This is a genomic window from Agrobacterium burrii, from assembly GCF_017313405.1.
Lineage (GTDB): Bacteria > Pseudomonadota > Alphaproteobacteria > Rhizobiales > Rhizobiaceae > Agrobacterium > Agrobacterium burrii.
On sequence record NZ_JAFLNA010000009.1, the window covers coordinates 185,733 to 198,794 of the forward strand.

The 13,062-nt window shown below is 57.9% G+C and carries 11 protein-coding genes; 5 read left to right on the top strand and 6 right to left on the bottom strand.

Going from position 1 to position 13,062, the window contains the following annotated elements; genetic code table 11:
- Positions 1–70: 70 nt before the first annotated feature.
- From JZX89_RS17645 to ubiA, 3 genes are all read left to right on the top strand, one after another.
- Positions 71–1,327, top strand: coding sequence for a cyclopropane fatty acid synthase (locus tag JZX89_RS17645; RefSeq protein WP_207134879.1), 1,257 nt, complete (start codon positions 71–73; stop codon positions 1,325–1,327).
- Positions 1,328–1,470: 143 nt separating this feature from the next.
- Positions 1,471–2,271 carry a MipA/OmpV family protein gene (locus tag JZX89_RS17650; RefSeq protein ID WP_153513220.1) on the top strand — a complete coding sequence of 267 codons (801 nt, stop codon included), beginning with the start codon at positions 1,471–1,473 and terminating at the stop codon, positions 2,269–2,271.
- A 119-nt stretch (positions 2,272–2,390) separates the two neighbouring features.
- Positions 2,391–3,344, top strand: a complete 954-nt coding sequence (gene ubiA, locus JZX89_RS17655; protein ID WP_207134880.1) for a 4-hydroxybenzoate octaprenyltransferase — start codon at positions 2,391–2,393, stop codon at positions 3,342–3,344.
- A 78-nt stretch (positions 3,345–3,422) separates the two neighbouring features.
- Here the strand turns inward: ubiA and JZX89_RS17660 are convergent, their stop codons facing one another.
- On the bottom strand, positions 3,423–3,989 hold the full coding sequence (locus JZX89_RS17660; protein ID WP_174373046.1) for a DUF6101 family protein: 567 nt from the start codon (positions 3,987–3,989) through the stop codon (positions 3,423–3,425).
- Between the two features lie 368 nt (positions 3,990–4,357).
- Here JZX89_RS17660 and JZX89_RS17665 point away from each other — a divergent pair, with 368 nt between their 5' ends.
- On the top strand, positions 4,358–6,796 hold the full coding sequence (locus JZX89_RS17665) for a DUF1217 domain-containing protein (RefSeq protein WP_153513222.1): 2,439 nt from the start codon (positions 4,358–4,360) through the stop codon (positions 6,794–6,796).
- Between the two features lie 68 nt (positions 6,797–6,864).
- Here the strand turns inward: JZX89_RS17665 and JZX89_RS17670 are convergent, their stop codons facing one another.
- Positions 6,865–7,815: a LysR substrate-binding domain-containing protein gene (locus JZX89_RS17670; RefSeq protein ID WP_149898634.1), complete on the bottom strand. Its 951-nt coding sequence runs from the start codon at positions 7,813–7,815 to the stop codon at positions 6,865–6,867.
- Positions 7,816–8,018: 203 nt separating this feature from the next.
- Here JZX89_RS17670 and JZX89_RS17675 point away from each other — a divergent pair, with 203 nt between their 5' ends.
- Entirely contained in the window at positions 8,019–8,312 is a 294-nt protein-coding gene (locus JZX89_RS17675) for a YjiS-like domain-containing protein (RefSeq protein ID WP_207134881.1), read from the top strand.
- A gap of 190 nt (positions 8,313–8,502) precedes the next feature.
- Here the strand turns inward: JZX89_RS17675 and JZX89_RS17680 are convergent, their stop codons facing one another.
- The 4 genes from JZX89_RS17680 to JZX89_RS17695 all read right to left on the bottom strand — a co-directional run bounded on the left by JZX89_RS17680 (position 8,503) and on the right by JZX89_RS17695 (position 12,859).
- Complete coding sequence (locus JZX89_RS17680) at positions 8,503–9,876, bottom strand: glutamate--cysteine ligase (protein WP_149898636.1); 1,374 nt, start codon at positions 9,874–9,876, stop codon at positions 8,503–8,505.
- A gap of 118 nt (positions 9,877–9,994) precedes the next feature.
- Positions 9,995–10,732: a 16S rRNA (uracil(1498)-N(3))-methyltransferase gene (locus tag JZX89_RS17685; RefSeq protein ID WP_207134882.1), complete on the bottom strand. Its 738-nt coding sequence runs from the start codon at positions 10,730–10,732 to the stop codon at positions 9,995–9,997.
- A gap of 17 nt (positions 10,733–10,749) precedes the next feature.
- Positions 10,750–12,255, bottom strand: coding sequence for an inorganic phosphate transporter (locus JZX89_RS17690; protein WP_149898638.1), 1,506 nt, complete (start codon positions 12,253–12,255; stop codon positions 10,750–10,752).
- Between the two features lie 163 nt (positions 12,256–12,418).
- Positions 12,419–12,859, bottom strand: coding sequence for an NUDIX hydrolase (locus JZX89_RS17695; RefSeq protein WP_188355960.1), 441 nt, complete (start codon positions 12,857–12,859; stop codon positions 12,419–12,421).
- Positions 12,860–13,062: the final 203 nt, after the last annotated feature.

The following is a 13,062-nucleotide window of genomic DNA, read 5'->3' on the forward strand; positions in this document are numbered from 1 at the left end:
CTTGAAACTTGTGCCGAAAGGAATACGGTCAACGGAATTGATAAGTGAGACTTAGCAATTTGGGGGTGCCATGGCGTCGTCTCTGCATGTTCTTCTCGAAAAGATAATCAAGATCGGTGATCTTGCCGTCCATAGCCCGCAGGGCAGCCGCACATTTGGCGACGGCACCGGAAAACGGGTTGTTCTGAATTTCACCGACGAAGCCGCCATGCAGGAGATCGCCGCGGATCCTGCATTGAAGTTAGCCGAAATATATATGGAAGGCCGTATGACCATCGCCGAGGGCGATATTTACGACTTTCTGGCGCTGGTCAAAGGCAATACGCTGAGCGAGGCGCTGTCCTTTGGCATGGTCTGGCGAGGTATGGCGCGCATCATCGCCGCCCGTATCAGGATGCGCCTGCCGGTCAATCACAACAAGAGCAACGTCGCCCACCACTATGATCTGAGCGCAAAGCTGTTCGACCTCTTCCTTGATGAGGACTGGCAATATTCCTGCGCCTATTTCAATCCGCCCGGCATCAGCCTTTCTGAGGCGCAGGTGGCCAAGAAACGCCACATCGCCGCCAAGCTGATGACGGAGCCGGGCCAGAGCGTGCTGGAAATCGGCTCCGGCTGGGGCGGCATGGCGATGTATATTGCCGAAAGTGTGGGTGCCGATGTCACCGGCATCACGCTTAGCGAAGAGCAGCTGCGCGTTTCCCGCGACCGGGCGGCAAAACGCGGGCTTGTCGGCAATGTCCGCTTTGAATTGCAGGACTACCGTTACCTGCCGGCCTCGAAGAAATTCGACCGTATCGTCTCCGTCGGCATGTTTGAACATGTCGGACCGACGCACTACCGCGACTATTTCGACAAGGTGGCGGAGGTACTGGACGACAAGGGTGTGATGGTGCTGCACTCCATCGGTCAGCCCTCTCCTGCACTGGCGACAAACCCCTTCATCGAAAAATATATTTTCCCCGGCGGGTATATTCCCTCGCTTGCCGAGGTGCTGCCGGCAATCCAGAAGTCGGGGCTGCTGGTGAAGGATATCGAAATTCTGCCCATGCATTACGCCCATACGCTCCGGCACTGGCGCGAACGTTTCGTGGCGCGCAAGGCGGAGGCGGTGGCGCTTTACGACGAGCGATTCTTCCGCATGTGGGAGTTTTATCTGGCGGGGTCCGAAATGGCCTTCACCCATGAAAATTTCCATATTTTTCAGATCCAGCTCGCCAAGGATCGCGATGCCGTTCCGCATAATCGCGACTATATCGCCCGTAACGAGGCGAAGCTGCTGGAGTTCGAGAAGACGCGTCCGCCGTTGGAAAAGGTGACGTTCTAAGGCATTCCTCCGTCATTCCGGCTGAGGGCCGGAATGACGGGACTTAGTCGCCAGTTTTCTTCCCGCGCTGGTTAATGGAATGGAAAGACAATCCCTCTAATTCTACGGGCACCTGTCTGTATTGCGTTTCTGGGGTTCTTTTCATGTTCAAGCCATCAGCGGCAGTCGCCGCCTGTGTCATGTCGCTTTTTGCCGTGGGCAACGCCCATGCCGAAGGCTGGTTTTCCGGCGACTGGTATCTGAAGCTCGGCGGCGCGGGTTTCACTGCGCCGAAATATCAGGGTGACAACAAGAATGAATTCGGCTTCTCGCCGATCATTTCGCTTGGCCGTCAAGGGCAGGGCGCGCGTTTCACCTCGCGCAATGACAGTGCTTCGATCTCGCTTCTGGACAACGGCCCGATCAGCATGGGTCTCGCCGGCAAGCTGGTTTCTCCGCGTGATGAGGGCGACTCTTCCGATCTGAAAGGCATGACCCGCATCAAGCGCGGTGGCGAGCTTGGTGGTTTCGCCGAGGCCTATCCGACTGACTGGCTGCGTGTTCGCGGCGAAGTCCGTCAGGGTATCCGCAGCCATAGCGGCGTTGTCGGTGACGTCGCCGTCGATGCGTTTACCGATATTGCGCCCGGCATCCAGATTTCCGCCGGCCCGCGCGCCACCTGGGTCAGCAGCAAATATAACGAGCGCTATTACGGCGTGAGCGCGGCACAGACGGCCGCCGGCGCGCCTTCGCCCTATAGCCCCGGCGGTGGCCTGCATTCCGCCGGCGTCGGTGCCGCCATCACCTGGAAGGTTACCGAAAACGCCGAAGTCGGCTCGTTTGCGGAATATCGCCGTCTCACCGGCGACGCCGCCGACAGCTCGCTGGTGCGCGAGCGTGGTTCGAAAAACCAGTTCATCATCGGCGTTCAGGCAAGCTACAAATTCAATTTCTCGCTGCCCTGAGACGACGCGAACAAGGTGATACAAAGCCCCGCCGCGAAAACGCTGCGGGGCTTTTTTTGTGGGCACGGCCAATGCTGAAATCCGTTCCGATTCGCCCGCCAATGCTGTAGAACCATCCCATGGTTCACCACAGCGATTTATCAGACCGCGTTTCCGACGCGCCATCCAACAACTGGGTCTATCGGATTTTGCCGAGGTCCCTCTGGCCCTATGCGCAGCTCGCAAGGTGGGATCGCCCCATCGGCTGGCAATTGCTGATGTGGCCCTGTTTCTGGTCCGCCGCCCTTGCTGCCAATGCCGCGACGATGAGCGGCGGCTTTTCCTGGGGCACGCTGATCTGGCACCTGGTGCTGTTCTTCATCGGATCGGTGGCGATGCGCGGTGCCGGCTGCACCTATAATGATCTGGCCGACCACAAGATCGACATGGCCGTGGCGCGCACCCGTTCCCGGCCGCTGCCATCAGGCCGCGTGACCCGGCTGCAGGCCAAGATATTCATCGTGTTGCAGGCGCTTGCCGGATTTGTGGTGCTTTTGCAGTTCAACGGCTTCGCAATCGCGACAGGCATCTTCTCGTTGATCTTCGTGGCGATCTATCCTTTTGCCAAGCGCTTCACCAACTGGCCGCAATTTTTCCTCGGCCTTGCCTTTTCGTGGGGTGCGCTGATGGGCTGGGCCGGGCAGTTCGGATCGATCGCCTGGCCGGCTGTCCTGCTTTATGTCGGCTCGATCGCCTGGACGATTGGTTATGATACAATCTATGCCCATCAGGACAAGGAAGACGACACGGCAGTCGGCATCGGTTCGACCGCCCTGCTGTTTGGAGAAAACACACATCGCTGGCTGGTTTTTCTTTATGGCACAGCCCTTGCCATGATCGCCCTGTCCTTCTGGGGCGCGGGTGTTAACGTCATTGCCTATAGCGGCCTTGCCGCCGCAGCCATCATGCTGTTCCGTCAGGTCTGGGTGCTGGATATCGACGACGTCGAGCAATGCCTCATATTGTTCAAATCCAACAACCGTGTCGGCGTGATGATTTTTGCCGGCCTCGTCCTGCCGCTTCTGCTGGCCTGAAGCCGGAAACATAAGATGCAAAAAAGCCCGGCCGCTTCGTTGCGCGCCGGGCTTTTGATTTGTTTTTGCTGACGATTATCAGCTGCGGGCGATGATTTCCTTGCCCTCGATCTTCATGCTCATGCCGAGCGAACCGGTGGAGCGGCGAACGAGGAAGCGCGGGCGGCGATCCGCGAAATAGGAATGACGGCGGCGCGGGCGGGTATTCTGGGTGCGCACCTTGCCGAGATGTTCTTCCAGCGGGCGGGCAACGCCATCGGCTTCCACCATCAGCATGGGAATGCGGTAGGCTTCGGACCAGCTGCGCCAGTCGGCGGCGATATCGCAGAGATCATGGGCGACCAGCAGCGGAACGCAGAGATCCGGGTCATCATGGTGAAGTTCCAGCGTCACGGTTACCTGACCGTCACCATGGTCGATGGCGCGGGCTGCAACACCCTTGAAGGCGCGGGCTGGCAGGGCGAAAGACAAAGGCAGGCCGGAAGAGGAAAGAACCTTTCTCAGAACGGCGCCCCGTTCATCGAGCGTCACGGCGACGTCGGTCGCGCCGTTGCTTTTTCCATAGGTGACCTGTTGCGGAAAACGTGCCGGGTCGAGTCTGAGTGTGGCAACGGCCCAGTCGGGCTTCAGAACGGTCTTGGTCATGTTTAATCTACCCTTGTTTTACCTGAGAGCCGGTTTCCGGTCTTCTCATCGGGACTTTTCGTCCTCTGATGTCAGGAGATTATCCGCCGCATGTTCGAGACTGCTTAAAAATCGCGGTTAAGAAAACTTTGCATTCCCAAATGGTTAGCAAAACCAACTGTGGCATGGTTTCGTTTGGGTAAAGCGGATTGAGACAATGCGGTTTTTATCGTCCCTGGAAATGTGCTCTTTCAAGCTCCGGGCAAGGAGCGTCATGCATAGTCCTGCCAAGGCTTGCCGTGCGTCCGGATGGGGCGTGTTGGGTGGATTTAAAAACCGAAACCTCGATGTCCCCCAAAGGGATACGCGATGTTTCAGAGGGCATTCAGATGGTATCGACGTATCTCAGCTACGACCTCATCAACCGCGATATGAAGACAAGCATTTCGCGCGTGGCGCAGCAGGGTCTCACCGAGCGGCAGACGAAATATTACAAGGAAAACATCGGCAATGTGAAAAGCGTCGATGATTTCCTCAATAACTATCAGCTCTATTCCTACGCCATGGATGCCTTCGGTCTCGGCGAAATGACCTATGCCAAGGCCTTCATGAAGAAGGTGCTGGAAAGCGATCTGAACGACCAGAACAGCTTCGCCAACAAGCTGACCGATGAGCGCTACCGCGAATTCGCCGCAGCCTTCAACTTCACGGCGTCTACGAAGACCGTCCAGACGGAGGCCCAGCTCGACAAGATGATCGGGCTTTACGGTACGTCGATATCCGATCTTGATAACAGTCTTTCGGAAGAAACGCGTTATTACAAGGCTATCATCGGCTCGGTCACCAATGTGGATCAGTTACTGCAGAATGACAGGACCCGCGCTTATATTTTTCAGGTCTTCAGCATCGATGAGAAGACCTATACCTACGCGCATATCAAGGGTTTGATGACCAGCGACATCGCCGATCCCGACAGCTACCTCAACCAGAAATTTGGCGCCGCCTATAATGACGCGGTCGAAAAACTGGCGATGAAGGGCAATATCGAACTTCACGGCCAGGTCACGGCCCGCATTACCGCCATCGACACCTCGCTTGCGGGGACGGACCTGACGGCCGAGCAGCGTACTGCGCTCGAAGCGGAAAAGGTGACGAGGCAGGATCAGCTGACGCAGCTTGAAGCCGTGTTGCCGCCGAAGAGCGAGTGGCAAGCAAAGCTCGCCGCCATCACGGCGGAGCAGACGACGCTGTCGAATGCCGTCACGCAATATAACAAGATGGCGCAACTCGCTGCCGCCTTCGAGTTCAAGAATGACGGCACCGTGGCCGCCGGCGGAGCGCAGAAGGCCGACAATGTCAAAGTGATGACGGATGCCTATATCGCCAGTGCACCGCGCGTAACGCCGACGGTCGCCACCCTGAACAGGGATTATTTCGAATCGAAGATCGGCTCGATCAAGACCGTGGCCGAACTGACCTCGGATGCGCGCCTTCTCAACTATATCAAGGTCGCCTTCGATCTGAACGACGTGACGATCGTGACGGCGACGATCGAGAATATTCTGACCAGCGATCTGAGTGACCCGACTAACTACATCGCGACCTTCGGCAAGAACGACAAGCGCTACATCGCCATGAGAAATGCGTTCAATTTCCAGACGGACGGAACGCTTGCCGCCGGCACGACACCGCAGACGACGTTGCAGACCGCGACCACCACCAACGGCTACATGACCCATTATAACGACAAGGATGACGCCGCCGACGAGAATGCGCTCAAGCTATTCAAGAGCGACATCAGAAGCGTCACATCCGTCAAGGATTTTCTCGATAGCAGCGCGGTCTATAACTATGCGCTGAAGGCGGTCGGTCTCGATCCGGCCAAGGTGAATGCCAGCGATATCCGCAAGGTACTCACCAGCGACCTGCAGGACAAAAAGAGCTTCGTTTATACGCTGAAGGACGAGCGCTACGTCAAGCTGGCCGAGCTTTTCAATTTCAAGTCCGACGGGAGTCTGGGGTCTCCGGTGCTGGCCCAGTCGGAAATCGAAATGCAGACCATGTCGGCCGATTATATCAAGAAGAAGTCGGCTTTCGGCACGGAGAAGGACAAGGAAGCGGCCAAGAAAGAATCGGAATATTTCACCGCCGAGATGCAGAAGATCAAGACGCTCAAGGAATTCCTGGCCAATGATCGCCTGACGAAATTTGCGATGGAATCGCTTGGCATCGATCCGAAAAGCGTGACGAAAGAACAGTTGGGAAAGATATTCTCTTCCAAGCTGGATGATGGCGAAAGCTACGTCAACAAGGAGATGGACCCGGTCTTCCGCCGCCTCGTCACCGCCTTCAACTTCGATACGGACGGCAATATCCTTCACGAAGATCGCAGTTTGATCCAGACGCGGCGTGGTCTTTACGAGACACTGGACAATTACCTGACCCAGACGCTGGAAACCCAGGCAGGTGAAGAGAATGCCGGCGTGCGCCTGGCGCTCTATTTCAAGCGCATGGCGGCAGGAACGACGTCCTATTATTCCATCCTCGCCGATACCGCGATCCAGAACTTCATCAACACCACCTTCGGCATTCCCTCCGAACTCGGCAACGCTCCGGTGGATACGCAGGTAGCGATGATGAAGAAATATTTCGACATTGAGGATTTTCAGGACCCGGAAAAGGTCAAGAAACTCGTCGCCCGTTTCACCATCATGTACGACAATGCGCAGAACACCACAGATCCGATCATGATGCTGTTTAATGGCAGCGGCTCGGCGGGTATCAGCGGCGAAACGCTGCTGGCGGTTGCGTCGTTGCGCGCGCAGTAAACAGCAGCGCGCAAACGCGCAATGAAAAGGCCGGGATTTGCCCCGGCCTTCGTATTTGTACTATTCGCTTACCATCCCGGCAGCATATGCCCGGCACGCAGGCGCGGCATCTTCGGGTAGGTCTTCACATCATTATCCAGCTCGTCGGCGACGTTCATCGGCGAGATATTGTCGAGGCAGGCGGTGATGTGGTCGGTAATGGCGTTTACCAGCGAGGGCGATAGGCCCGGACGTTTCATCAGGCCTATCTGCACCGGCGGCAGCGGTGGGAAACCGTCGGCGGCGGTCAGCACCTTCATGCCGGTACGCAGCGCCGATTCCGGCAGCACCGAGACGGCCATGCCGGCCAGCACGGCGGCGGCGACCACGGTGGAGGACCAGCTGGTGAACAGAACCTGATAATCTCGCCCGTCGGCATCGAGCGCCGAGCAGGCAAGCTGCCGCCAGTGGCAATCGCGCCGGCCGACGGCAAGCGGCACCGGCGCGTCGTCCTTCAGCGGATGGTTGGCGGAAGCGACCCAGCAGAGCGGTTCGGTGCGCACCACATCCGAGGAGCGGGCGCGGGGATTGTGGGTGACGAGCGCGATATCCAGTTCGCCGCGCGCCATTTTTTCAGCAAGGCTGACCGAAGGTTCGCAGACGATATAAAGCTCGACATTTGGATGGGTCTTGGCGAAACGGCCGATGATTTCAGGCATGTACCGGTCGGCATAGTCGTCCGGCGTGCCGATGCGCAACGTGCCCTCAAGCCGGTTGTCGTCAAAAGCGGCGATTGCCTCGTTGTTGAGACGGATGATACGGCGGGCGTAATTCATCAGCTTTTCGCCCTCCGCCGTCAGGCGGTTGCCACGCCCGTCCTTGGCGAACAGCTGTTTGCCGATCCGCTCCTCCAGCCTCCGCATCTGCATGGAGACGGCAGATTGTGTCTTGAAAACGCGGTCGGCGGCCTTAGTGAAGCTGCCCGTATCGATAATGGCGATAAAGGTGTGCAGCTGGTCGATGTCGAGGGGTGCGGACATGGAAACTCATCCATCAGAATGATTGATGTCTCATATTAGAAACATTCGTTGGACTGATCAATAGTCTTGCGACATTTTGACTTCAAGCAAATCAATCTCAACCACGGGCCGGCGAAATGTCAGGTCCCCAACCCAAGGCAGCTTCTCGCGCGTGGTGCGTCGGGGGCGGTGCCGCATCGTGCCGTTACGGAAGGATAAGTGTCATGCGCACGGCAGAACGGAGAATGGAACTGGAACTTGCAACCACAAGGCAGAGCGACACCCTGCGTCGCATCGTCTTCGGTGGCGTTTGGGCCGTGAAAACGTTTTTGCAGCGCATCTACAACCGTATCGCCGCCAATGGGCTTACCGAGCTTGACGACCGCCTTCTTGCCGATATCGGGCTGGCGCATTCGGATGTGCGGAACGCGCTTAATACCGGCCTGTTCGAAGATCCGACCGCTTATCTGACCCGCGCCGCACGCGAGCGGGCAGTGACACGGTTCAAGACGCTGTAGATCACGTTCGGACAATTGCGGCAGACCTCCAGCGGCCGGAATTGCTCCGAACAGACAAGGTTTTCCCCGCAGGGTGATTTGCCAATAACCCTGCCTTTGCCCGGTGCCAGGCCCTCGCGGCCACACCGGGTTTTTTTGTGGCTTTGATTAAAGTTTCCGCAGGCAAAAGCGCTGGGCGGTTCTGCCTGCTCTAATACTGATATTCCTCGAACACTGGCAGCACCGAGCCGCCCCAGCGTCCATTATAGAGCGCCAGCAGGTCTTCGGCGAGCGTGGTCTTCTTGGCCAGCACCTCGTCCAGCGATGACAGGAACACGGTCTCGTCCTGTCCTTCGCCATTCAGCCTGTTGCGGTTTTTGAGGCCGGTGCGGGAAATATCGACAACCTCGCGGGCGATACCGAGAAGCGGCTTGCCGGCAATCTCGGCACCCAGACCCTTGACCGGCACGGCATCGCGAAGCGCGATGACCTCGTCGAAGCTCCAGCCAGCGGTCAGTGCATCGGCAGCGTCAAGCGCTTCCTGATTATAAAGAAGGCCAACCCAGAAAGCCGGCAGGGCGCAGATGCGCCTCCATGGGCCGCCATCCGCGCCGCGCATTTCCAGAAAACGCTTCAGGCGCACATCCGGGAAGAGGGTGGAGAGATGATTTGTCCAGTCACCCATGGTCGGCTGCCAATCGGCGATTTCGCCCTTCAGCGCCCCATTCATGAACTGACGGAAGGTGACATGGGTGCAATCGTGATATTTGCTGTCGCGCACGATGAAATACATCGGCACATCAAGCGCCCATTCGACATAGTCCTTGAAGCCGAAATCGTCGTTGAAGGTGAAGGGCAGCACGCCGGAGCGCTGATTGTCGGTGTCGCGCCAGATATCGCCGCGCCAGGAGAGAAGGCCGTTCGGCTTGCCTTCGGTGAAGGGCGACGAGGCGAACAGTGCGGTTGCCAGCGATTGCAACTTCATGGAAACGCGCATCTTCTGGCGCATATCCGCTTCGGAGGAGAAGTCGAGGTTCACCTGGATCGTGCAGGTGCGGTACATCATGTCGAGACCCCTGGTCCCGACCTTCGGCATATAACGCGTCATGATCGCATAGCGTGATTTGGGCATATGCGGTGTTTCGTCATAGCTCCACAGCGGGCTGCCGCCGATGCCGAGGAAACGGATGCCCATCGGCTCGGCCACTTCGCGCAGCGTCGCCAGATGCTGGTTGGATTCCTTGCAGGTCTGGTGCAGGTTTTCGAGCGGCGCGCCTGACAGTTCGAACTGGCCGCCCGGCTCGATGGAGATGGCCCCCATGCCGTGCTGCTCGCCAAGCCCGATGATGTTCTCGCCATCCATGATCGGTTCCCAGCCGAGCTTTTCCTGCATGCCCTTGAGAAGCGCTGAAATGCTGGCCTCGCCGAAATAGGGAACCGGGCTGTTATCCTCGCGGAAGAAGGCAAATTTCTCGTGCTCGGTGCCGATGCGGAAATCGGCTTCAGCTTTGTTCCCGCCCGCCAGATAATCGGTAAGCTCCGTAACGGAGGAGAGGGGGGTCTGGTCGGTCGTGTCGCGTGCCATGGCTTACCTTGTTATGACGTCTCTGTTGCGGCGAGGCATATGATTGGCAGATAGAGCCGGATCGTATCTGGTGGCAAATGAATTTCTTTTAAAGATGCATGAAGCGTAATATTCGCCTTCAATTCCAGTCGCCGACGGTTGCCTGAATGACTGCCAATGCTGCGACCGCGGCCGTATCGGCCCGAAGGATACGCGGCCCGAGCGGAATGGGGGTGACGAAGTCAAGACTGCGCAGAAGCTCCCGTTCCTCCTCGGAAAACCCGCCTTCCGGGCCAACCAGCAGGGCGATTTTGCGTTCCTTGACGGATTGCAGAACGGGCAGCGGATTTTGTCCGGTATCGCCTTCGTCGCAATAGATGATGCGCCGGTCATGTGGCCAGCTCTCCAGCATGTCTTTCAGTTTCACCGGCTCCGCGACATCGGGCAGGGACAGTATGCCGCATTGCTCGGCGGCCTCGATGGCATTGGCGCGCAGCTTTTCGGTATTGTGGATCTTGCCCTGAACATGCTGCGTCATCACCGGCTGCAAAAGACCAGCACCCATCTCAACCGCCTTCTGCACCAGATAATCCATGCGCCCGACTTTCAGCGGCGCGAAGAGATAATGCAGATCCGCCGCGTCCGGCTGTGGCCGCGTCTGTTCCAGAGGGACAAGGACGATCTTCTTGCGGCTCGGAAAGGACAGTTTCGCCTTCCACTCGCCGTCACGGCCGTTGAACAGCAGGATTTCCGCGCCATCGGTCATGCGCAGCACATTGGCGAGATAGTTGAATTGTTCGCCTGTCGCCTCCAACGCCACGCCATTGGCAAGGGCGGCTTCGATAAACAGGCGTTGCATCCGGAAATTTGCGCGCATGGGATTTGGTTTCAGGTTCACATAAAGAGGAAAGACATCAGCCAGTAAAGCAGCGCCGCAAGCGTAGCGCTTGCGGGAACGGTGACCAGCCAGGCGGCGATGATCGTCATGAAGTGGGAACGCCGGACAAGATAGCGCCGGCGCACCTCGGACGGGTTTTCAGCATATCTGTCGGCTCTGCGGATTTGGCCGGAGCCAACCTGGACCAGTTCCTGCCGCCGTCGCGACGCCTGCGTGTACCATTCGCGGAAGAAACCGACGCCGAACACCGCGCCGATTGCGGTGTGGGTGGTGCTGACCGGCAGGCCGAAGCGTGAGGCAACAAGAACGGTGAGTGCCGTCGCCACGGAAACACAGAAGGCGCGCATCGGATTGAGCTTGGTGATCTGCTCACCGACAAGGCGGATGAGGCGCGGGCCATAAAGCAGAATACCGCAGGAAAGGCCGAAAGCGCCAACCAGCATCACCCATAACGGTGCGCGTGCCGAGGTTCCAACCGTCTCGTCATGCAAGGCGCGCACGATGGCCACCACCGGGCCGATGGCGTTGGACACGTCATTCGCCCCGTGCGCGAAGGACATCAGCCCGGCGGCGAGCACGAGCGGCCACTGGAACAGAATCCGAAGCGACTGGTTGCGGTTCTCCAGCCCTTGCGATTGTTTGCGGATGATCGGTACGCAGAGACGCCAGGCGACGAGACCGGTCACGAGCCCGATGAGGCTGGCATGGCCAAGCGACACATGCATGAGCTGCCGCAACCCGACCCAGATGAGATAAGCGGTGAAAACCCCCGCCATCAGGCCGATAAGTACCGGCACCCACAGCCGCGCGGATTCTATCTTGTCCTCGCGGTAGATGATGCATTCCTTGATGAAGGCAAGCATGAGGATGGCGATGGCGGCGCTGATGAAGGGTGCCAACACCCATGCAAACGCAATGCTGCCGAGCGACAGCCAGTCGACGGCTCCGATGCCATAGGCCGCCATGCCGGCACCTGCAACGCCGCCGACCACCGTATGGGTGGTGGAAATCGGCGCTTTGGTCCAGGTTGAAAGATTGACGAGAAGGCCGGCGGCGAGAAGTGCCGACAGCATCGCCCAGGAAAACACGGTCCTGTCGGGAATGGTCTCGATATTGATGATGCGGCTGGAAATGGTCTCGACGACATTACCGCCGGTGATCAGCGCGCCGGCGATCTCGCAGATGGCGGCAATGATGAGCGCTGCGGCCAGCGGCAGCGCCTTGGCGCCGACCGCCGGGCCGACATTGTTCGTCACATCGTTCGCGCCGATATTGATCGCCATATACGCGCCGATGGCGACGGCCGCGATGATGATGACCGAGCCGTCTGTGCCGGTAACAAAGGCACCGGCGAATATGGCCGCCAGGACAACGAACATGAACCCCGCGCCAAGGCCGGCAAGCTGCTGCGTGACATGCAGCGTCGCCTCTTCGACACGGGTGATCTTGTCGAGATCCTTGTCGAGCGTCGGCTTCATGTTCGATGGCGGCTTTATTGCCAATTCAGACCTCGTTTGCCAGCATTCCCTCTCGTCCGGCAATGTCGCAGGTTGAAGGCAATTTTACAGAAAGACTGTTACATCTCGCACATCTTTCCAAAATGAAAGACGATAAAAGCCATGTTGGAAAAACAAACTGCACATTGCCACGCTTCGGGCGGCAGCGCTATTTCGAATGCGCCATCCGCTTGTCGAAAGCGAGCATCAGCGCCTTCAGCTCCGGCTCGTTGACCCGCCTGTTGGCTTCCTGGGGCGTGACCCATTCCAGCCGTCTGGAGTCTTTTTCGGGAAAGCTATCCTGCATTTCCGAGACTTCGAGCAGATGCACCTGAACCCTGCACGGCACGTTGATGCCGCTGTTCAGTTTTTTCTCATATTCATAAAAGCCGAAGGGAGCCTTCTCCACCGTGCCTTTGACACCGGCTTCCTCATAGGCTTCCTGTTCGGCAACCGCATGGGCTTTCTTGCCGCCCATCGGCCAGCCCTTGGGAATGACCCATCGTCCCGTATCCCTGCTGGTCAGCAACAGGACTTCCGGCTCCGGATGTTTTTTGGAGAATCGATAGCACAGCGCCGCATATTGCTGTCGCGGCGGTCTGCGCAACATCAAGCCAACATCTGTCGCCAATCGATTCAAAATCTTCAATCCGTATAAATCCTTGTTTGCCGGGTAGTGATAATTGCTAATATAGATACACTGTATGTTCCGCCAATCCCCCTTTATCCATAACCCACTATTGTCTTCACGCTGATGAAGATTAAGGGGCACAGATGGAGGCGAACGGAAGCTTGCCGGGGTTCCCGGTTCAA